This window comes from Leisingera sp. ABM4_060, from assembly GCF_056158765.1.
In genome coordinates this window covers 3,672,668-3,691,762 of record NZ_JBSWTX010000001.1, presented here as the reverse complement: position 1 = coordinate 3,691,762, position 19,095 = coordinate 3,672,668, and the positions used below count along the sequence as shown (strand labels likewise).

Below are 19,095 nucleotides of genomic sequence, written 5' to 3'. Positions count from 1 at the left end.
AATGAAAAGCCCCGGAAAACCTGCCCGGAGCCTTCCTGTTTCCGCAGCCGCCTTCCGCGGCTCCCTGCATTTCTTCTTTGTTCAAATACTCTGGGGGTCTGGGGGTGAAACCCCCAGCCTGCCCGGCCAAAGCGTCACATGGTCTGCTGCTTGCCCAGCACCAGAAAGGTCATCATGCCGAACGGCGGGATGCTCTCCTGCTGCTCGACCTGCAGCCGGTCCTCCTGCAGCACCGTCTCCAGCGCGAAATCCGAATGCCAGCCGATCACATTGGCCAGGGGCGCCGAGATCTTCTCAAGCGACGCCCGCACCCCTTTGCCGCTCTTGAAGTGGTTGGTGATCACCAGCTTGCCGCCGGGCTTCAGGACGCGCGCGATCTCGCGCATCACCTGTTCCGGCTCCGGCACCACCGACAGCACATGCATCGCCGCCACGGTATCGAACGAGTTGTCCGGAAACGCCAGCTGCCGCGCATCCATCTGCCGCAGCGCCTCGACCTGGGCCAGCTGCATCTCCTGCACCTTGGCCTCTGCCTTCTCCAGCATGTCATGGCTGAAATCGATGCCGGTCACCTGCAGGTGCGGCGCGTAATGCTGCAACGACAGGCCGGTGCCGACGCCAACCTCCAGCACCTTGCCCTGGCGCGAATTGATATAGCGGGTTGCCCGCCGCCGCCCCGAGCGCGTCACCGCGCCAAAGGTCTTGTCATACACCGGCGCCCAGCGCGCATAAGAGTCTTCAACTGCCTTGATATCCAATTCGTCCCTCCCCTGGACGTCCCGGGCTAGCCCCGCGGCTTGGACACCAGCCCCCATATCACCATCGCAACGTAGCCAAGGCTTAGCACAACCAGCACCGTCCATGCATAGGTCAACAGTGCCGCAGCCATGAAGGCAAAGCCCACCAGAAGATATTTAACATGCTCGCGGGAGATTTTCATCGCTTTCGGCGACCAGGTCTGAATGTGGCTGATCATTGCCAGTCCCACCAGCACCATGTTGAGGCAGATCAGCAGCTCCGGCAGCACTGTCCCGCTGCTGCCATAGGCAAAGGCGGCAAACATCGGCAGCAGGGCCAGCAAGGCGCCGGCAGGCGAGGGGATGCCCTCGAAATACCCCTTGCGGATCTTCGGCGCCTCTTCTTCCGACTTGGCGGAAACATTGAACCGCGCCAGCCGCACCACGCAGCAGACCGAGAACACCAGCACCGAGATCCAGCCCAGGCCGCGCATGTCCTGCAAGGCCCAAAGATAGATCACCAGCGGTGTCGCCACCCCGAAGTTCAGGAAATCCGCCAGCGAATCCAGCTCGGCGCCCATCTTGGAGACACTGCGCAGGGCGCGGGCCAGCCGCCCGTCCAGCCCGTCCAGCACCGCCGCCAGGATGATCATCATCACCGCCAGTTTGAAATTGCCGTAGACCGCAAAGCGGATCGCCGTCAGCCCCGCGCAGATGGCGCCGATGGTCATCATGTTCGGCATCAGCTGGATCAGCGCGAATTCCGACTTCTTCTTTTCCGGGGAGTCATACATGGCGGCGGCTCTTTCTTCCTCGCTGGCGGCACTCATGGGCGCGCGGACCCGCGCCGCGGTCTTGGGCACCAGGAGGCAAATTTCGGGGCTGGGCGCACATATGCCCCAAGACCCGCCCCGGCGCAACGCCTGCCCCCGCGCGCAGGCAGCCCGGCGGCCAGGGGTAAGCATCCCCGGCACAGGCCGACCTTGCGGTTTACGATATCTTAGCGGGGGGCACAGAATATGCAGGTCAATCGCATTTGCTTCAATTGAGGAAGAATTCCAGTTGCCTGACAGACAATCGCCCAAGCCCGCTCAAGACCGGCACGACAAAGACCCGCAAACCGCAGACCAGCTCGTCCAGCAGGCCAAGTCGGAACCTCTGGGGGACGGCGGCCTGCGCACTTCGCAGATTCTCTCCGAGGCTCTCGCCCTGGACCCCGGCCACCACGAGGCGCAGGTGCTGCGGGAACGGCTTTACCAGACTTTTGTCCCCCGCTGGCATTTCCCGATGCTGGCGGACACCGCGCGCAACCGCGCCTATGCGGAAGCGATCGCCGCCAAGGTCCGGCCGGGCGACATTGTCCTGGACATCGGCTGCGGCGCCGGGCTGACGGCGATGCTGGCGGCGCGGGCCGGGGCAAAACACGTCTACACCTGCGAACAGCAGCCGCTGATCGCTGAGGCCGCAACCCGCGTGATCGCGGAAAACGGGCTCAGCGGCCGGATCACGGTGATCCCGAAATGGTCGCATGAGATCATCGTGGGCGAGGACATCCCGGAGCAAGCGGACGTGGTGGTCTCGGAAATCGTCGATACCGTGCTGCTCGGCGAAGGCGCGCTGGCAACGCTCACCCATGCCATGTCCGCGCTTGCCAAGCCAGGCGCGCGCGCCATTCCCGAGCGCGGCAGGCTGATGGCCCGGCTGGCAGAAAGCCCCAGGCTCCTGGACCTCTGGCGCCCGCAGCAGGCTGAGGGGTTCGACCTCAGCGCCTTTCACCGCTTTGCCACCGTTGCCCAGATCACGCCCAACGACCTGGCAGCCTGCGGGCTGCGGCCGCTGGGCCCGGCAGAGCCCCTGTTCAGCTTCGACTTCACCCGCCCGGACATCAGCCCGGCGCGCGCGGCCCGGGATCTTGCCTGCACTGCCTCCGGCACCGCCCATGCGGTCTTTGTCAGCTTCGAGATGGAGCTGGCGCCCGGCATTCTGGTCTCCAACGGGCCTGGGGACGGCGGCCATTGGGGGCGCACAGCCTTCCTGCTGGACACACCGGAAACCGTCTCCGCCGGGGACCGCCTGGCCGTGACCGCGCAGCATGACGCATCGCAGCTCAGCCTGGCCGTGCACGATTGGACGTTCGGCGCGGCAGAGGCGGACCAGGCCGCGCTCTGGATGACCGGGGCCTGGAACGCAGGCCGGCTGCAGCGCGGCAGTGGCAGCACCGCCGCCCCCGCGGACCCGGCCTGGACCCCGGCCGAGGCTGGCAGCGGCGAAAGCCCAAGCCACGCGCATCACTAGTCTTAGCTGGCGGCCGCTGCTCACGCCGGGCAGCGGCCGCCAGGCTGTTATTCCCCCTCGAAACCCGCGACGAAAATCCCTGTCGATCAGCGCTTCAATTCGCGGTATCACACGGCCTGCGAACAGATTGTACAACCTGCCGCCTTTCCGGGCGGCAGCGGATATTGGAAGGACGACAGGATGCCAATCACCTCTACCGAAATCGACGCAGCCCTCACCGCCTGGGGGAATGGCAAGGTAGCGATCTCAAAAGCCTTCGAAGATGGCGGCATTGACGCGGCTCGCCAGGTCGCCAGCGCCCATCTCGATTCGAATTATGGCTACGGCCTGGGACCCGTCTTGTTCAAACCCACTATGGCCAGTGGCGAGCAAACTTTCCGCCCGACCAAAGAGGGCGCCTTGGCCTATTTTTGCGGACACTCGGAAGAATACCCGCTGGACGGCGGATTTGCAATTCAGGGCTGGCGGTCGATGGAAAGCGTCACCTGTGCTGAGTTCATTGAGGGCGATGTGGCCATGTGGATGGGCTGGGTCATTCTGACCAACAAAGACGGCCAGGCCACCAAGGTCGACAAGAGCTTTGGCTATAAAAAGGATGCCGAGGGCGTACTGCGCATCGTGCTGCACCACTCGTCCCTGCCCTATCAGCCGTAAGCGGCAGAAGTGACCGGATGCCCCCGCCGGTGCACAGGGGGTGTACAGGGGGTGCACGCGCGGCACCCCCTGTTTTGTTATGCCCTGACCGGTTCAGCCAACGACGTTGAACTCAGGCCCGTAGGGGTACTTGGTGATGTTCTCGTTGCCATCCTCGTGGATGATCAGGATGTCATGTTCCCGGTAGCCGCCGGCCCCCGGCTGGCCATCGGCAATGGTCAGCATCGGCTCCATCGAGATCACCATGCCCGGCTCCAGCACCGTGTCGATGTCCTCGCGCAGCTCCAGCCCCGCCTCGCGGCCATAGTAATGCGACAGCACCCCGAAAGAGTGGCCATAGCCGAAGGTGCGGTACTGCAGCAGATCCTGTTCTTCAAAGAAGGCGTTGATCTTATGGGTGATTTCCGCACAGCTTGCGCCCGGTTTCAGCAGCGAGATACCCAGCTCATGGGCCGCCACATTGGCCTCCCAGATCCGCAGGGACTCGGCGTCCACTTCCTTGACGAACATGGTCCGTTCCAAAGCCGTGTAATAGCCTGAAATCATGGGGAAAGTATTCAAGGACAGGATATCGCCGCGCTCCAAGCGGCGGCCGGTGACCGGGTTGTGGGCACCGTCGGTGTTGATGCCGGACTGGAACCAGACCCAGGTGTCGCGGTACTCCGCATCCGGGAACCGCTTGGCAATCTCCAGCTCCATCGCATCGCGGCCGGCCATCGCCACGTCGATCTCGCGCGCACCTTCCTTGACCGCATCGCGGATGGCAAAGCCGCCCACGTCGGCCACAGCAGCACCGGCGCGGATCATGTCCAGCTCAGCCGCGGATTTGCCCATCCGCTGGCGCATGGTCGGCTCGTAAAGGTCAACCAGCTTGGACGGTGCCAGGAAGCCTTCAAGCTTGGCCTTCTGCAGCAGGGTCAGGTGGTCGCTCTCATAGCCGACAACCGCGCCCTCGCCGCTAACCGACTTGATCGCACGCCAGAAATTGTCGCGCTGCCAGTCGGTGTAGGTGATGTTGTCGCAGAACGAACGGCGCCAAGGCTGGCCCGCATCGATACCGGCCGAGATGGTCACGGCTTCGGTTGCGGTCACCACCAGGCCATAGGGGCGGCCAAAGGCACAATAGGTGAAGCCCGAGTAGTAGGAAATGTTGTGCATCGAGGTGAAAACCGCGGCGCTCACCCCTTTGTCGGCCATGATCTTGCGCAAGCCAGCGATCCGCGCCTCATACTCAGAGACGGCAAATTGCAGCGGCGCTTTCTCACCATTGTGAAAACGGTACATTTCAGGACGTGAAGTCATATCAGACCCTTCCTTCTTACAAGAAAGGTCCCGGCGTTCAGGACGGTTTTGGATTTTGAGGGCGGCATGTGATCCATGCGGCGACGCCATCGCCTGGCCCTTGGCCGAAAGATGGGGCGGAATCGGGCTTCTGGCAAGAAGTTTTTGCAGCAGCCCCGCAGGGCGGGCGGTTCCGCCCGCCGCTCCACGCTCAATTCACGATCAGCGCCACCAGATCGCTGTCCGGATCCGCCAAGGGATCGATCACATTGAAATGGTGCTTGCCAAAGGCGATGACGTGATCCGTCTCCCAGGCCTCCACCAGCCAGATCGCCTGATCCAGGAACGCCGGCCGTTCCTCGCCGCCGACCCAGACCGTGACCTCTGCCGAGTAGCGGTCCGTCATATCCACCGGGCTTTCGGCAATAGCAGCCGCCGAATCCATCTTGAACTTCTGGTTCATCGAGGTGCGCAGCAACGGCCGCAGGTCCGCCAGCGGCGAGATCGGAATCACCGTCTTGATCCGCGCGCCCACCTCAGCAGGCAGCAGCGCCCTATCCAGCATCCGCGCCACCAGATGGCCGCCCGCGGAATGGCCAGCCAGGGCAATCGGCCCCGCCACCTCATCGGCAATACGGGTCACCGCCGCGGTGATCTGCCGGGTGATACCGGCAATCCGCACCCCGGGGCACAGGTCATAGGACGGCATCGCCACCGCCCAGCCATGGGCAATCGCGCCGCGCGCCAGATGCGACCAGGAGCTTTTGTCGAAGGCCAGCCAATAGCCGCCATGCACAAAGACAAAAACACCCTTGGGCGTACCCTCCGGCAGGAACAGGTCAAACCTCTGCCGCTCCCCCGCGCCATAGGGAATGTCCAGCCGGGCACGCTCACGCAGGCTGTTGCGGAAATCCTCCGCCGAAGCGGCCCAGCGCGGCGGGTAGCTTTCTGCGTTTTCGATATAGGCCCCGTTGGCATAGGCATCATCCAATTCCATGCCCAATCTCCCCTGTTGTTTCTTATTTTCGGCTACCTGACAGTCTGCCACAGCGCATGTCAAATTGCCCGGCAGAAATGCAGCGCCCGCATAGGCAAACGGAAAATTTGATCAAATTCTGGACTCATCAATCCTTCTGGACTTATTTAGGCACAACTGCTTTGCATTCCAGCGACAGAACACCCGGGAGGCCCGCAATGCTCGACGCAACCACAGATCTGAAATCCCTGCTCAAAGACCCCAGCCTGCTGGAGACCCGCGGCTATATCGGCGGCCAGTTTGTTGACGGCGAAAGCACCTTTGACGTCTCCAACCCGGCCCGCGGCGATGTGATTGCCCAAATGGCCGACATCAGCCGCGCCCAGGTGGCGGGCGCCATCGTCCAGGCGGAAGCCGCGCAAAAGGAATGGGCCAAATGGACCGGCAAGGAGCGCGCCGCAGTGCTGCGCAGGTGGTTCGACCTGATGATGGCAAACCAGGAAGATCTCGCCGTGATCCTGACCGCCGAAATGGGCAAGCCGCTGGCGGAATCGCGCGGTGAGATCGCCTATGGCGCCTCCTTCATCGAATTCTTCGCGGAAGAGGCCAAGCGCATCTACGGCGAGACCATCCCCGGCCACCAGCGTGACAAGCGCATCACCGTTCTGAAACAGCCGATCGGCGTTGCTGCCTCGATCACACCGTGGAACTTCCCCAACGCGATGATCACCCGCAAGGCAGGCCCGGCGCTGGCCGCAGGCTGCGCCTTTGTCGCCCGCCCGGCGGCTGAGACCCCGCTGTCGGCCACCGTGCTGGCAGTGCTGGCCGAGCGCGCAGGCATCCCCGCAGGCGTCTTCAACGTGGTGCCCTCGTCGCGCGCGTCTGAAATTGGCAAGGAATTCTGCGAGAACGACGCGGTGCGCAAGCTGACCTTCACCGGCTCCACCGAGGTCGGCCGCATCCTGATGCGCCAGGCCGCCGACACGGTGATGAAATGCTCGATGGAACTGGGCGGCAACGCGCCTTTCATCGTGTTTGACGACGCCGACCTGGACGCCGCCGTCGAAGGCGCCATCATGTGCAAGTTCCGCAACAACGGCCAGACCTGCGTCTGCGCCAACCGGATCTACGTGCAGGCCGGCGTTTACGATGTTTTTGCGGAGAAGCTGAAAGCGGCGGTCGAGGCGATGAACGTGGGCGACGGCCTCAAGGACGGCATCCACTTCGGCCCGCTGATCAACATGGAAGCGGTCGAAAAGGTGCAGGAGCATATCGCCGATGCGACCTCCAAAGGCGGCGAAGTGATCCTGGGCGGCAACCCGTCGGAACTGGGCGGCAGCTTCTTCCAGCCGACCATCGTCAAGGGCGCAACCCAGGAGATGGCCTTTGCCACCGACGAGACCTTCGGCCCGCTGGCGCCGCTGTTCAAGTTCGAGGATGAGGACGAGGTTATCGCCATGGCCAATGACACCATCTTTGGCCTCGCGTCCTATTTCTACGCCAAGGACCTCAGCCGCGTGTACAAGGTCGCCGAGGCGCTGGAATACGGGATTGTCGGCGTCAACACCGGCATCATCTCCACCGAGGTGGCACCCTTCGGCGGCGTCAAGCAGTCGGGCCTGGGCCGCGAAGGCAGCCACCACGGCATCGAGGATTATCTGGAGATGAAATACATCTGCATGTCGGTCTGATCCGGCCCTTGCCAGACTTCAGTGCCGTGTCATCGTGCCTGCCACCAGGCTGATGGCACGGCCCCAGGCGGCTTCGGTCTCAGGGTCCAGATCCGCCCCCAGAACATCGCGCAAAGCGGCAATCAAGGACCGCTTTGCCGCCTCGGTCTCCCGCACGCCAAGATCCAGATGCGCATGCACCCTGAGCAATTGCGCCCCCAGATCCTCCAGCGTGCGGCGGTTATCCAGGTTTTTGACGCAGGCTGCCACCATCGCGGTCAGCATCGCTTTCTGCTTGACGAAATCATTCCTGAACAGGCGGCGCGCTTCCGGCAGGCGGGTATAGAGGTGCACATAGAACCGCTCGGCAAGGTCTGCCTTGCGGGCAAAAACACCCGCGAAGCTTTGCTGAACAGAATGAATTTCCTGAGGTCCCATAACCGTGCCTCTGCTACTCATCCACCGCGCCGGACACCGCCTGATTGCGTTCACGCAACGCAGTACCGGAGCGGGAAAACCTGTTCCCAGAGTGCTCCTGAAAGCCTAAGATTTCCTTTCCACCGCAACCAAAGCCTGCACCTGTCCCCGCGGGGACACCCCGGCAAAACGAAAAAGCCCCCCGGCAGAACCAGGGGGCACGAGCACTCAAACCTTGCCGGAAGGGATCAGTTGACCGCTTTGGCCTCGATCTCGGCCCGGTTCGAGCGGGAGGAGGAGATTTCGATCCGGCGCGGTTTCAGCGCCTCGGGCACCTCGCGGTGCAGATCGATATGCAGCATGCCGTTTTCATGGCTGGCGCCGGTCACACGGACATGGTCGGCCAGGGTAAAACGGCGTTCAAAGGCGCGGGTGGCGATACCGCGGTGCAGGAAGGATCGGTCCTCGCCGTCTTCTGCCTTCTTGGCGGCCACCACCAGCGCGTTTTCCTTCACTTCGACGCTGAGGTCGTCCTCGGCAAAGCCGGCAACAGCGATCGAGATGCGGTAGCTGTCAGCGTCGGTCTTTTCGATGTTGTAGGGCGGGTAGCTTGGCTGCGCGGCATCGGCGCTCAGCGCGCGGTCCATCAGGCTGGCGATCTGGTCGAATCCGATGGTGGCCCGGTGCAGCGGTGCAAAGTCAAACGTACGCATTTTCAATCCTCATTCATGAGCGATTTCAGGATACCTTCCCCGCGGGGACAGGCTGTTTTTTACCGGGCCCCAATCAGCGGCTGCCCGGATACACTCGAGATAGGAAAGGAAAATGTGCCTTCAAGAGGGGGATCACTCCCCCACGCGGACAAATTTCGCACCGCCCGCAGAAGCGCCGCCGCCGACCCGGACCCGCTTGATCCGGCGGTCCGGCGCCGCCACCGGATTGCGGCGCAGCTGGGCCTTCAGTTCGGCCACGCGCTGCGGCAGTTTCATGCCAAAGGCCACCTGCCGGCCCTGATACGCGCCGCCGCCGGAAACCAGCGCCAGGATCCGCCCGCGCCCGCCCACCTGCGACAGCACCGGCGCGCCCGAAGAGCCGAAAGTGACGTTGCAGTCGATCATCAGCACATCCTGATGCTCGCCCATCAGATTGCACTGGCGCTGGCGCGACAGGGCCTCGGCCCGGCCCATGCCATAGGAGGTGACCGAGATGTCGCTGCCGTAGTCCCGGCCCGAGTGCAGCGCAAAGGCATCCGCCTCGCCGCTCAGGATCGGTTCCGCCAGCCGGATCAGCGCCACATCATGGCGGATGTTTTCCAGGTTGAGCCGTCCCCCCGGGGTGAAGCCCGGATGCGCGGCGATCTGCAGCGCCTGGCGCTCGGCAATGGCGACGCCGTCGCGCAGGCCGGCGCGGAAGGTGATCTGCTCTGCCGGGCGCAGGCTGTTGCTGCGGTCGTAAACGCAATGGGCCGCAGTCAGCACCAGGTCCGGCGCGATCAGCGTGCCGGTGCAGAAGCCCTGGCGGTTCAGCTCCAGCCTTCCGACCGCCTCCCAGCCGAACAGGTCATCGCGGTCGGTCAGGCGCCGGAGGCCGGTGTTCTGGGCCGTTGCGCTGCCTGCGTACGCCAGGGTGGCAACGGCCAGTATCAATGCGCGGAACATCATTGCCGGATGAACTTCGCACCGGAGGAGCTGCGCCCCTCGCCCACCTTCACCCGGCCCACGCCCGGCGGCAGCCGGCCGCCGGTGGCAACGCCGGTCAGCTGCGCCTGCAGCAGCGTCAGCTCTTCAGCCAGGGCGGAGCCAAGCGAGACCCGCTCGCCGCTCACCTCGGCCTTGGCGGAAACCACCGAGACAATCCGCGGCTCGCCGCCCTCAAAGGAAAACACCGGCGCGCCGGAGGAGCCGAAGTCCACATCGCAGGACATCACCAGCACGCCTTGCTGGCGCGCCATCACTGCGCAAACTTCCTGCAAGGACGGCGCCTCGGAGCGGTCATGGGCATAAGAGACCACACCGATGCTGGCGCCTTTGCGCGGGCGCGCGTCGGTCTCAAAGGGCTTTACGGTGGTGTTACGGATCGGGCGCTGCAACTGCAGCAGGGCGATGTCGTTGCGCACCCGGTCGGTCGACAGCTCGCCGTCATAGACATAAGAAGGATGCTCGACCGCGCGGCGAACCGAGCGGTAGGCGGAGGCGCGGCCGTTGCGCCAGCCGGCCAGGAATTCGATGGTGGCGGGGTCGATCCGCTCCTTGGTGCGGCTGTCATAAAGGCAATGGGCGGCGGTCAGCACCAGGTCGGGGGCAATCAGCGCTCCGGTGCAGAAGCCTTCGCCGTTCACATCCAGCCGCCCGACGGCCTCCCACTGGCGGCCCGCATCCAGCGAATCCATCCGCTGCAACCGGCTGTCCTGCGCTGCGGCCGCAACCGGCAGCAATGCCGCCAGCCCTGCCAGAATCCACTGCCTCACATGCGTCTCCTCTTATCCACCGGGTGGGAGGTTATTCGTTTGTTCAGGCAAAATTAGGGCAAGCGCGCGGTTTATGCAGCCCGATTCTTTCAAGGCCGCTCCTGGACCGTATCAGCGCAGGATGGGCACCTCCGGCGCCCGCTTGCCGGGTGCAGTCAGCGCAGGCGGCTGCGGCCCCCCGGCGGCCCAGTCCAGCAGCTCCACCGTGTGCACAATGGGCACTTCGGTGCCGGAGCCGATCTGCATCATGCAGCCGATATTGCCCGCAGCGATCAGGTCGGGCGCCTTGGCCTCCAGGGTCCTCACCTTGCGGTCCTTGAGCTGGGCCGAGATTTCCGGCTGCATCAGGTTGTAAGTGCCGGCCGAGCCGCAGCAGAGATGGCTGTCGGCGGGCTCCACCACCTTGAAGCCCGCGCGTTTCAGCAGGGTCTTGGGGTGGGTCTTGATCTGCTGGCCGTGCTGCAGGGAACAGGCGGCGTGGTAGGCCACGGTCAGCCCCTTGTCCGCGCCTTCGGGCAGGTCCAGCTGCATCAGCAGTTCGGAGATGTCCATTGTAATGGCGGACACCCGCGCGGCGTCTGCCGCCAGGGGTTCATTGCGGAACATATACCCGTAGTCCTTGACCGTGGTGCCGCAGCCGGAGGTGTTGATGACAATCGCATCCAGCCCCTGCCCGTCCATCTCTGCCGCCCAGGCGCGGATGTTCCTGGCCGCGGTGGCGTGACTTTCCTCCTCGCGTCCCATGTGATGAGTGAGCGCGCCGCAGCAGCCTGCGCCCCTGGCCACAACCACCTCGCAGCCCAGCCGGGTCAGCAGACGGATGGTGGCGTCATTGATATCGGTGTTCAGCGCCTTCTGCGCGCAGCCTGTCATCAGCGCCACGCGTTTTCGTTGCGGTGCGGCAGGCGCAAAGCTTTGCGGATCGTCGTTGCGGCTGACTGGCGGGATTGCTTTCGGCGCCATATCCAGCATCGCCCTGAGCCGCGCATCCGGCATCAGCCCCTTGAAAGGCCGCGCCAGCCTTGCCCCCATCAGCGCCAGCCGGAACCTTGCTGGATAGGGCAGGATCCGCGCCAGGAGCCAGCGCAGGGCGCGGTCGCTCCAGGGCCGGTCATAGTGTTTCTCGATATAGGCGCGGGCATGGTCCACCAGATGCATGTAATGCACGCCTGAGGGGCAGGTGGTCATGCAGGCCAGGCAGCTGAGGCAGCGGTCAATGTGCTTGACGGTTTTCTCGTCCGGCACACGGCTGTTCTCAAGCATATCCTTGATCAGGTAGATCCGGCCCCGGGGGCTGTCGAGCTCGTCTCCCAGCACCTGATAGGTGGGGCACGTGGCGGTGCAAAAGCCGCAATGCACGCAAGAGCGCAGGATCTCGTTGGCGCGTTTGGTACCCGGGTCTTGCAGCTGTTCATCTGTGAAAGCGGTCTGCATGTCTTACCCCATCAGTCCCGGATTGAGGATGCCCTTCGGGTCGAACCGGCGGCGCAACCCCTCGGAAATGGCGGCCAGCGGGGCGGGCTGCGGCTGGAAGACACCCAGGCTGGCGCGGGTCCCGGCGCTGGCGCGCACCAGCGTGGCATGGCCTGGAACATTGATCCGGGCGCGCAGGTCGGTGCCTTCAGGCACCAGCGCCCAGATCAGGCCGCCGCCCCAATCGAATTGCAGCGCGTCCGCCTGCAGCTGCGGTGCCAGCGCCACTGAATCGGAGGGTTTCACGGAGATCCCCCAGACATCCCCGTCCTTCCCATGGAAAGCAGCGACATCGCGGATACCCTGCCACAGCGGGCCGCTGCCCTCTGCGATACCCGCAGGTCCGTAACTGGCAAGCTCCGCGGCCAGTTTGCCGCTGCGGTAGGCCACCGAGTCTGCAAAGCCTTCCACCCGGACATAGGCGGTCTGCCTGTCCGGGTCATAGGCCGCGCCGGTCACGTCATAAGGCGATCCCAAGGCCGCCGACATCGCCGCCACTGCCTGGCTCAAGCCCAGGCCCTCCACTGCAACCGTGGCCATTGCTTCGGCCCGCGGCAGCACTTTCAGAGACACCTCGGTCAGCACCCCCAGCGTGCCATGAGCGCCGCACATCAGCTTCACCAGGTCATAGCCAGTGACGTTCTTCATCACCCGGCCGCCGTTCTTCACCGCCTGTCCGGAGCCATCCACAAAACGCACCCCCAGCAGGTGGTCGCGCGCAGCACCTGCCTGGATGCGCCGGGGGCCGGAGATTCCCGCGGCAATCACTCCGCCAATGGTCGGCTTGCCGTCAATCCCCAGCAGCCCGCGGTGGTCCATCGGCTCGAACGCCAGCTGCTGGTTCTCCGTGGCCAGCAGCGCCTCCACTTCGGCAACGGGTGTGCCCGCCTTGACCACCAGCGTCAGCGCGCCGGGTTCATACAGCTCCACACCGGTCAGGCCAGCCGTGCTCAAGACTTCGCCATCCACTGCCAGGCCGCGGCTGCCGCCGCCCTGAAGGCACAGCGGCCCGCTTGCGCCTGCGATGATTTCGGCCAATTCGGCCTCGCTCTGAGGTGTCATCATTTTCATCTTGCCAAAAATACTCTGGGGGTTTGGGGGCAAGCCCCCAAAGGTCACTCAGCCGCCAGCGCCACGGCGCGGCGGCTCTCTGTCACAGACAGCGGAAACACCTTGGCCGGGTTCAAAAGCCACTTGGGGTCGAACACATCCTTGACCTTCAGCTGCGCCTCCAGGTCCGCCTCGCCGTACTGATGCAGCATCAGATCGCGCTTCTCGATCCCCACCCCGTGCTCACCGGTCAGGCAGCCGCCCGCCTCGACGCAAAGCTTCAGGATCTCGGCGCCAAAAGCCTCGCAGGTTTCCAGATCGCCGGGCTTGTTGGCGTCAAATAGGATCAGCGGATGCATATTGCCGTCGCCCGCGTGAAACACATTGGCCACGTCCAGCCCGAACTCTTTGCTCATCTCGCCGATCCGGCGCAGCACAAACGGCAATGAGGATACTGGAATGGTGCCGTCCAGGCACATGTAATCGTTGATCTGCCCCATAGCACCAAAGGCCGATTTGCGTCCCAGCCAGATGCGGGCGGCCTCGTCGGCATCGCCCGCCTCGCGCAGTTCCACCGGGTTGTGCGACTTGGCGATGTCTATGATCAGATCCAGCTGGTGCGCGATTTCCGCCTCGCTGCCCTCGACCTCGATGATCAAGAGCGCCTCGCACATCGGGTAGCCCGCCTTGGCAAAAGCCTCGCAGGCCTCGATGCAAGGGCGGTCCATGAACTCGATTGCCACCGGCAGCACGCCCGCCTTGATGATGTCCGACACACAGGCGCCGGCCACTTCGTTGCTGTCATAGCCGATCAGAACCGGGCGTGCACCCTCGGGCTTGCGCAGGATGCGCAGGGTGGCCTCGGTCACTACCCCCAGCTGCCCCTCGCTGCCGCAAATGACGCCCAAGAGATCCAAGCCCCCGGCGTCCAGATGCGCACCGCCGATCTCCACCACGGTGCCGTCCATCATCACCATGGTGACGCCCAGCAGGTTGTTGGTGGTGACCCCGTATTTCAGGCAATGCGCCCCGCCGGAGTTCATCGCGATGTTGCCGGCAATGGCGCAGGCGAGCTGCGAAGAGGGGTCGGGCGCATAGAAGAACTCTTCCTCTTCCACCGCTCCGGAGACGCTGAGGTTGGTGCGCCCGGTCTGCACCCGGATGATGCGGTTTTCGTAATCCGTCTCCAGCACCCCGTTCATCCGCGCCACACCCAGGATCACGCAATCCGCGGTCGGCAGCGCGCCGCCTGCCAGCGAAGTCCCCGCACCGCGCGGCACCACCGGCACGCCCTCCTCATGGCAGATGCGCAGGATGTCCGAGACCTCCTGCGTGGTTCGCGGCAGCACCGCCAGCAGCGGCGGGCATTTATACGCAGTCAGTGCATCGCATTCATAAGCCCGGGTTTCCATCTCGTCCTGAATGACCGCATCCGGCGGCAGCACTGTCAGCAGCCGCGCCGCAAGCGACGCTTTGCGGGCCAGAATGGCGGGGTTCGGGGATGGCATCTGCATCGGACTCTCCTCTTTGGTAAAATAATATTACCAATTTATCCCACCTGGCAAGAGGCGGATTGCCGCGCTAGGGTCGGGCCATGATTTGGCTCGACCGTTTGACCCAGTTTTCCCTCTTTGACCTTGCTGCCCTTGCCCTGCTGATTGCTGCCTGGCTGTGGATCGGCTGGCGCATCGAGAATCCGCCTGCAGGCAAACCATCAGTATCCTGGCTGATGGCGGATTTCCGGCGCGACTGGATGAAGCAGATGGTGGAACGCGACCCACGGATCTTTGATGCGCAACTCATTGGCAACTTGCGTCAGGGCACGGCGTTTTTCGCCTCCGCCTCGATGATCGCCATCGGCGGCGGGCTAGCGCTGATCGGCAATACAGAGCAGCTGGCAGGCGTGGCCCAGGACCTGATCCAAGACAGCGCCCCGGCCTTTGTCTGGGAGGTGAAAATTCTGGTGGTGCTGCTGTTCCTGTCCAATGCGTTCCTGAAATACGTCTGGGCGCACCGGCTGTTCGGCTATTGCTCGGTGCTGATGGCGGCGGTGCCGAATGATCCCGGCGACGCGCTGGCCTTTCCGCGCGCGGCGCAGGCCGCTGAGATCAGCATCACCGCTGCGCGCAGTTTCAACCGTGGCATGCGGGCAACCTATTTCGCGCTGGCTGCGGTGGCCTGGCTGGCGGGTGCCGCAGCCCTGGCCGGGGCCGTGCTGATCACCTTTGCAGTACTCTACCGGCGCGAGTTCGCCTCGCACTCCCGCACCATCCTGCTGCGCATCCCGCCAGACAGCCAGGGGGACACGGTTTCGTGACTGTGCCTGCGGTCTTGCACGGATATGGTGGCGGCATGAAACAGCTTCTCCTGCCTCTTGCGATCGCCATGGCTGCCCCCGCTTTTGCCGAGGAACCGGTGATCGAGAACGCCACCGCCCGCCAGTCCGGCAGCAGCTGGACTTTCAGCGTCACGCTTTCGCACCCCGATACCGGCTGGGAGCATTACGCCGACGGCTGGCGGGTGCTGGACATGGACGGCAAGGAACTGGGCCTGCGCGTGCTGGCGCATCCGCATGAGCACGAACAGCCCTTCACCCGCTCGCTCAGCGGCGTGCAGATCCCGGAGGGCACCGCAAGCGTGCAAATCCAGGCGCGGTGCCTGGTCGACGGCTGGAGCGAGGCACTCTACACCCTCACCCTGCCCTGATTTCATCTTTCTAGAAATACTCGCGCCGCAGGCGCATTTACACCCTGTGATACGGGCTCCCGGCCAGAATGGTGGCGGCGCGGTAAATCTGCTCGGCCAGCATCACCCGCACCAGCATATGCGGCCAGACCATCTTGCCGAAGGAGATCGAGAAATCGGCCTCGGCCCGCAAGCCGGGGTCAATCCCGTCGGCGCCGCCGATGATCAGCGCCAGGTCCTGGCGGCCGCTGTCGCGCCAGCCAGCCAGCTTGTCCGCAAAATCCGGGGAGGAGATCACCTTGCCGCGCTCATCCAGGGTGCAGATCACCGCGCCCTTGGGCAGCGCCTTGCGCAGCAATGCAGCCTCGGCGGCCATGCCGCCGTTTTTCTTGTCCTCGATCTCCACCACCCGTGCAGGCCCCAGCCCCAGCGCCCGGCCGGTGCGGTCAAAGCGGGTGAGGTAGTCGTCGATGAGAGATTTTTCCGGACCAGAGCGCAGGCGCCCGGCCGCACAGATATGCAGACGCATGAAATTTCCGAAGCAATCCGGCCTGTTGTATTCAGGCCTGAAGCAATCCGGCCCGCACCCAGGCGCGGGCCTGCATCAAATCAGTCCCAGCTCAGGCTGGTCTCAGCCTTCGGCAGCGGTGGAGCCTGCAGGCATCCACATTTTCTCGAGCTGATAGAACTCGCGCACTTCCGGGCGGAACAGGTGGACGATCACATCGCCGCTGTCGATCAGCACCCAGTCGCCGGCGCCTTTGCCCTCGGTCTTGCAGATGAGGCCGTAATCCTGTTTCAGGCGGTCCATCAGCTTTTCCGACATGGCGGCGACCTGACGGGTCGAACGGCCGGAGGCGATCACCATGTAATCGCCGATCTCGGTCTTGCCGCGCAGGTCGATCTGCACGACATCTTCCGCTTTGTCATCGCTGAGTGAGGAGAGAATCCGCTCCAGCAGCTGTTCGCTGGTGGGCTGGGACTGGGAAGCCATCACGGCTGCCCCATTAACAGCGGCATCTGCCGCTTGAGGTACGGGTGACAGGACATAGTCCTCCTTACAACGCGCCGCCAAGCCCCGGCGCCGGGCCTGTTAATAATGTAGCAACCAAGGGGTAAATTTTCAATGAAACCCCGCCTTGGCGAATCCAAGCCTGTGCTTTATCCGCCATTGCCGGCAGGTGCAACCCTGACCGGCAGCGGGTCGTTGAGCATCCGCACTTCGCGCTGCGGGAAGGGGATCGAAATGCCTTCGGCCTGGAACGCATCCCAGAGTGCCAGGAAGACGGCGCCGCGGATATTGGTGAGGCCGCCGGTGGGGTCGTCGATCCAGATCCGCAGCACGTAATCGACGCTGCTGTCGCCGAAGCCGGTGACGTGGCAGACCGGTTTCTTGCCCGCAGAGCTGAGCACCCGGTCGACGGCGGCGGCGGCCTCGATGGCGATCCTGCGCACCTTGTGAGGATCGTCGCCGTAGCCGGTGCCGAACCGCAGGTCGAGGCGCACGTATTTGTCGGAATGCGACCAGTTCACCACCTGCGAGGTGATAAGATCCTCGTTTGGAATCAGATACTCGCGCCCGTCGCGGGTGACCACCGAGACATAGCGGGCGCCCAGCGCGTTGATCCAGCCGAAGGTGTCGCCGAGCGAGATCACGTCGCCGGGCTTGATCGACTTGTCCAACAGGATGATGAGGCCGGAGACCAGGTTGGACACCACCTTTTGCAGGCCGAAGCCGAGGCCGACGCCGATTGCGCCGGAGAGCACCGCCAGGCCGGTGAGGTCGATGCCGATCGCCTTGAGCCCGATAAAGAAGGCAGCGCTGTAGAACAGGATCTGCGCCAGCTTGGCCCCCAGCACCTGCATCGAGGGGGATATTTCGGGGTTGTTGCGGATCCGGTTGGCGGCGGCGGCGGAGACCAGCCGCGCCAGCGTCAGCATCAGCCCCAGGATCACAATCGCCTGCAGCACCAGAAGCAGCGAGATCCGCAGGTCGCCGAAGTCAATTGCGACGCTGTTCAGCAGGTCTTCTGCCTCGGCGGTGATGCCGAGGATGCGCAGGGTGATCCAGGTCCAGGCGCCGTATTTCACCAGGTTGCGCAGCAGCGCGTTGCTGACAAGGCGGGTGGCAAAGGCGACGATCAGCCAGGCCAGCGACAGGTTGGCGATCACCATCAGGACGCGGGAGCGGCTGGGCCAGGTGGCCTCCTGCATGATCAGCACTACGGCCCAGATCAGCACCACGAACAGGATGGCGCGGATCCGCTTGTGCAGCACCAGCGCCACCCGCATCCGCCAGCGCGGCCAGCCGCTGCGGCTGCGCAGCCAGTCGTGGTAGGCCCGCCCCAGCGGCCGGGCAAGGAGGGTTGCCAGTACGAAGACGGCAAAGGCGATGCCGACCTGATAGGCGTTCCAGGGCCGCATCAGCATCTCGCCGCCCTGGGCTGCCAGCTCCCAGATCCGCTGGCCGAATTCCAGCGCCTCGGCGGTGCTTTCCGCCAGCGCGTCTGTCTGTTGGGTCTCTTCCTGCTCCATCACGCCCCCTTTTCAAAGCAGTCTGCCGCCCAGCCGCGTTTCGATCAAGCCGCGCCGGAAAGATCGTCAGGCAGCCAGGACTTTGCTAAGCTGCGGAAAACGGAGGGGCCGATGGCAGAAACTGTCAAACAACCGCTGTGGATGCGCATCCTGATGTTTCTGGTGCCGGGGATTTTCATCCTGTTCGGCATAATCGCCTTTCTCGACAGCTGGCGGTTCGTGCGGCACGCGCAACCTGCTGAGGCTGAAATTCTGTCGGTCCGCTATGTCCACGGGACCCGCACCGATACTGTCACCAAACGCACGGTCGATGACGGCGACTATTATCCAACTGTCCGTTATCAGGATGCTGCCGGCGACTGGTGGCAGGCAGAGGTTTTTCTGCCGGTGCGCTTCACGCCTGAAGCGGGCCAGACATTCGGGATCCTGTATCACGAGGAAAACCGCGGCTGGGTGCAGGAGCGGCACGGTTTCTTCTCCACCTGGATGATGCCGCTGGTCATGGCCGGGCTGGGCATAACCGGCGCCTTTGGCATGCGGTTTGCCCTGCGGTCGATGTCGCGTGCCGATGCCAGGCGGCAGGCAGAGACAGACCCCGGCCCCTGACTGCGGCCGGCACGAGGGGCACCGGGGGCACGGCTTCTCATTTGAATGGCCGCCTGCCCTCTTGCATCCTTCAGACACTAGCGCCCGGCCTTAGAACGAATCTCTGATTGCCGGCCCGCCGGGATGTATCTGACAGCCATGACCTATGTCTTGGCCCAGAAGATCGAACTGCAAGACCGCGCACGCCTGCGCGAGCGGTTCTTTGGCGCCGCCCGCACGGTCCTGGCGCGCCTATAAGGTGCCTGCCCA

21 protein-coding genes are annotated in these 19,095 nt (G+C 64.1%); 7 read left to right on the top strand and 14 right to left on the bottom strand.

Going from position 1 to position 19,095, the window contains the following annotated elements:
* Nucleotides 1-134: 134 nt before the first annotated feature.
* Both ACXAEH_RS17785 and ACXAEH_RS17780 read right to left on the bottom strand, forming a co-directional pair.
* Complete coding sequence (locus tag ACXAEH_RS17785; protein WP_475034644.1) at nt 135-758, bottom strand: class I SAM-dependent methyltransferase; 624 nt, start codon at nt 756-758, stop codon at nt 135-137.
* A gap of 26 nt (nt 759-784) precedes the next feature.
* Entirely contained in the window at nt 785-1,531 is a 747-nt protein-coding gene (locus ACXAEH_RS17780) for a CDP-alcohol phosphatidyltransferase family protein (protein WP_475035620.1), read from the bottom strand.
* Nucleotides 1,532-1,799: 268 nt separating this feature from the next.
* Between ACXAEH_RS17780 and ACXAEH_RS17775 the strand changes: the two genes are divergently transcribed.
* Nucleotides 1,800-3,032: a class I SAM-dependent methyltransferase gene (locus ACXAEH_RS17775; protein WP_475034642.1), complete on the top strand. Its 1,233-nt coding sequence runs from the start codon at nt 1,800-1,802 to the stop codon at nt 3,030-3,032.
* Nucleotides 3,033-3,212: 180 nt separating this feature from the next.
* Nucleotides 3,213-3,686, top strand: coding sequence for a phosphoribosyl-AMP cyclohydrolase (locus tag ACXAEH_RS17770; protein WP_475034641.1), 474 nt, complete (start codon nt 3,213-3,215; stop codon nt 3,684-3,686).
* A 93-nt stretch (nt 3,687-3,779) separates the two neighbouring features.
* Here the strand turns inward: ACXAEH_RS17770 and ACXAEH_RS17765 are convergent, their stop codons facing one another.
* Together ACXAEH_RS17765 and ACXAEH_RS17760 are read right to left on the bottom strand one after the other, a co-directional pair.
* Nucleotides 3,780-4,988 (bottom strand): aminopeptidase P family protein, encoded by a 1,209-nt coding sequence (locus tag ACXAEH_RS17765; protein ID WP_475034640.1) that lies wholly within the window; start codon nt 4,986-4,988, stop codon nt 3,780-3,782.
* Between the two features lie 190 nt (nt 4,989-5,178).
* Nucleotides 5,179-5,964 carry an alpha/beta hydrolase gene (locus tag ACXAEH_RS17760; RefSeq protein WP_475034638.1) on the bottom strand — a complete coding sequence of 262 codons (786 nt, stop codon included), beginning with the start codon at nt 5,962-5,964 and terminating at the stop codon, nt 5,179-5,181.
* A gap of 197 nt (nt 5,965-6,161) precedes the next feature.
* On the opposite strand from ACXAEH_RS17760, the gene ACXAEH_RS17755 reads away from it, so the two are divergent.
* Nucleotides 6,162-7,634 (top strand): NAD-dependent succinate-semialdehyde dehydrogenase, encoded by a 1,473-nt coding sequence (locus ACXAEH_RS17755; protein WP_475034637.1) that lies wholly within the window; start codon nt 6,162-6,164, stop codon nt 7,632-7,634.
* Nucleotides 7,635-7,652: 18 nt separating this feature from the next.
* Here ACXAEH_RS17755 and ACXAEH_RS17750 read toward each other — a convergent pair whose 3' ends face one another.
* The 7 genes from ACXAEH_RS17750 to ACXAEH_RS17720 all read right to left on the bottom strand — a co-directional run bounded on the left by ACXAEH_RS17750 (nt 7,653) and on the right by ACXAEH_RS17720 (nt 14,534).
* On the bottom strand, nt 7,653-8,051 hold the full coding sequence (locus tag ACXAEH_RS17750; RefSeq protein WP_475034635.1) for a globin domain-containing protein: 399 nt from the start codon (nt 8,049-8,051) through the stop codon (nt 7,653-7,655).
* Nucleotides 8,052-8,278: 227 nt separating this feature from the next.
* The gene (locus ACXAEH_RS17745; RefSeq protein ID WP_475034634.1) at nt 8,279-8,743 is read right to left on the bottom strand and encodes an Hsp20 family protein; all 465 of its coding nucleotides are present in this window, start codon (nt 8,741-8,743) and stop codon (nt 8,279-8,281) included.
* 132 nt (nt 8,744-8,875) lie between these two features.
* A complete protein-coding gene (locus tag ACXAEH_RS17740) occupies nt 8,876-9,691 on the bottom strand; it encodes a trypsin-like serine peptidase (protein WP_475034633.1) in 816 nt (271 codons plus the stop codon).
* Entirely contained in the window at nt 9,688-10,497 is an 810-nt protein-coding gene (locus ACXAEH_RS17735; protein ID WP_475034632.1) for a trypsin-like serine peptidase, read from the bottom strand. Before ACXAEH_RS17735 ends, ACXAEH_RS17740 begins: the two co-directional genes overlap by 4 nt.
* 111 nt (nt 10,498-10,608) lie before the next feature.
* Nucleotides 10,609-11,931: a glycolate oxidase subunit GlcF gene (glcF, locus tag ACXAEH_RS17730; RefSeq protein WP_475034630.1), complete on the bottom strand. Its 1,323-nt coding sequence runs from the start codon at nt 11,929-11,931 to the stop codon at nt 10,609-10,611.
* A 3-nt stretch (nt 11,932-11,934) separates the two neighbouring features.
* On the bottom strand, nt 11,935-13,032 hold the full coding sequence (locus ACXAEH_RS17725; protein WP_475034629.1) for an FAD-binding protein: 1,098 nt from the start codon (nt 13,030-13,032) through the stop codon (nt 11,935-11,937).
* Between the two features lie 53 nt (nt 13,033-13,085).
* Entirely contained in the window at nt 13,086-14,534 is a 1,449-nt protein-coding gene (locus tag ACXAEH_RS17720; protein WP_475034628.1) for an FAD-linked oxidase C-terminal domain-containing protein, read from the bottom strand.
* Nucleotides 14,535-14,614: 80 nt separating this feature from the next.
* Here ACXAEH_RS17720 and ACXAEH_RS17715 point away from each other — a divergent pair, with 80 nt between their 5' ends.
* Nucleotides 14,615-15,337, top strand: a complete 723-nt coding sequence (locus ACXAEH_RS17715; RefSeq protein WP_475034626.1) for a DUF599 domain-containing protein — start codon at nt 14,615-14,617, stop codon at nt 15,335-15,337.
* Nucleotides 15,338-15,372: 35 nt separating this feature from the next.
* Nucleotides 15,373-15,726 (top strand): hypothetical protein, encoded by a 354-nt coding sequence (locus tag ACXAEH_RS17710; protein ID WP_475034625.1) that lies wholly within the window; start codon nt 15,373-15,375, stop codon nt 15,724-15,726.
* Between the two features lie 37 nt (nt 15,727-15,763).
* On the opposite strand, the gene rlmH is transcribed toward ACXAEH_RS17710, so the two are convergent.
* From rlmH to ACXAEH_RS17695, 3 genes are all read right to left on the bottom strand, one after another.
* A complete protein-coding gene (gene rlmH / locus ACXAEH_RS17705; RefSeq protein WP_475034624.1) occupies nt 15,764-16,234 on the bottom strand; it encodes a 23S rRNA (pseudouridine(1915)-N(3))-methyltransferase RlmH in 471 nt (156 codons plus the stop codon).
* A 102-nt stretch (nt 16,235-16,336) separates the two neighbouring features.
* Entirely contained in the window at nt 16,337-16,699 is a 363-nt protein-coding gene (rsfS, locus tag ACXAEH_RS17700) for a ribosome silencing factor (protein ID WP_475034623.1), read from the bottom strand.
* 167 nt (nt 16,700-16,866) lie between these two features.
* Entirely contained in the window at nt 16,867-18,240 is a 1,374-nt protein-coding gene (locus ACXAEH_RS17695) for a mechanosensitive ion channel family protein (RefSeq protein ID WP_475034621.1), read from the bottom strand.
* Between the two features lie 111 nt (nt 18,241-18,351).
* Here ACXAEH_RS17695 and ACXAEH_RS17690 point away from each other — a divergent pair, with 111 nt between their 5' ends.
* Nucleotides 18,352-18,846 (top strand): DUF3592 domain-containing protein, encoded by a 495-nt coding sequence (locus ACXAEH_RS17690; protein ID WP_475034620.1) that lies wholly within the window; start codon nt 18,352-18,354, stop codon nt 18,844-18,846.
* A gap of 123 nt (nt 18,847-18,969) precedes the next feature.
* Nucleotides 18,970-19,083, top strand: a complete 114-nt coding sequence (locus tag ACXAEH_RS17685) for a hypothetical protein (protein ID WP_039128958.1) — start codon at nt 18,970-18,972, stop codon at nt 19,081-19,083.
* The last annotated feature ends 12 nt before the right edge of the window (nt 19,084-19,095 follow it).

Bases quoted from the DNA above. Each gene is read 5' to 3' on its own strand.
- ACXAEH_RS17710 (WP_475034625.1), top strand. From the start codon at position 15,373: ATGAAACAGCTTCTCCTGCCTCTTGCGATCGCCATGGCTGCCCCCGCT.
- ACXAEH_RS17745 (WP_475034634.1), bottom strand. From the start codon at position 8,743: ATGCGTACGTTTGACTTTGCACCGCTGCACCGGGCCACCATCGGATTC.
- ACXAEH_RS17780 (WP_475035620.1), bottom strand. From the start codon at position 1,531: ATGTATGACTCCCCGGAAAAGAAGAAGTCGGAATTCGCGCTGATCCAG.
- ACXAEH_RS17715 (WP_475034626.1), top strand. From the start codon at position 14,615: ATGATTTGGCTCGACCGTTTGACCCAGTTTTCCCTCTTTGACCTTGCT.
- ACXAEH_RS17720 (WP_475034628.1), bottom strand. From the start codon at position 14,534: ATGCAGATGCCATCCCCGAACCCCGCCATTCTGGCCCGCAAAGCGTCG.
- ACXAEH_RS17760 (WP_475034638.1), bottom strand. From the start codon at position 5,964: ATGGAATTGGATGATGCCTATGCCAACGGGGCCTATATCGAAAACGCA.
- ACXAEH_RS17685 (WP_039128958.1), top strand. From the start codon at position 18,970: ATGTATCTGACAGCCATGACCTATGTCTTGGCCCAGAAGATCGAACTG.
- ACXAEH_RS17765 (WP_475034640.1), bottom strand. From the start codon at position 4,988: ATGACTTCACGTCCTGAAATGTACCGTTTTCACAATGGTGAGAAAGCG.
- ACXAEH_RS17750 (WP_475034635.1), bottom strand. From the start codon at position 8,051: ATGGGACCTCAGGAAATTCATTCTGTTCAGCAAAGCTTCGCGGGTGTT.
- ACXAEH_RS17740 (WP_475034633.1), bottom strand. From the start codon at position 9,691: ATGATGTTCCGCGCATTGATACTGGCCGTTGCCACCCTGGCGTACGCA.
- ACXAEH_RS17695 (WP_475034621.1), bottom strand. From the start codon at position 18,240: ATGGAGCAGGAAGAGACCCAACAGACAGACGCGCTGGCGGAAAGCACC.
- rsfS (WP_475034623.1), bottom strand. From the start codon at position 16,699: ATGGCTTCCCAGTCCCAGCCCACCAGCGAACAGCTGCTGGAGCGGATT.
- rlmH (WP_475034624.1), bottom strand. From the start codon at position 16,234: ATGCGTCTGCATATCTGTGCGGCCGGGCGCCTGCGCTCTGGTCCGGAA.
- ACXAEH_RS17755 (WP_475034637.1), top strand. From the start codon at position 6,162: ATGCTCGACGCAACCACAGATCTGAAATCCCTGCTCAAAGACCCCAGC.
- ACXAEH_RS17690 (WP_475034620.1), top strand. From the start codon at position 18,352: ATGGCAGAAACTGTCAAACAACCGCTGTGGATGCGCATCCTGATGTTT.
- ACXAEH_RS17770 (WP_475034641.1), top strand. From the start codon at position 3,213: ATGCCAATCACCTCTACCGAAATCGACGCAGCCCTCACCGCCTGGGGG.
- glcF (WP_475034630.1), bottom strand. From the start codon at position 11,931: ATGCAGACCGCTTTCACAGATGAACAGCTGCAAGACCCGGGTACCAAA.
- ACXAEH_RS17725 (WP_475034629.1), bottom strand. From the start codon at position 13,032: ATGACACCTCAGAGCGAGGCCGAATTGGCCGAAATCATCGCAGGCGCA.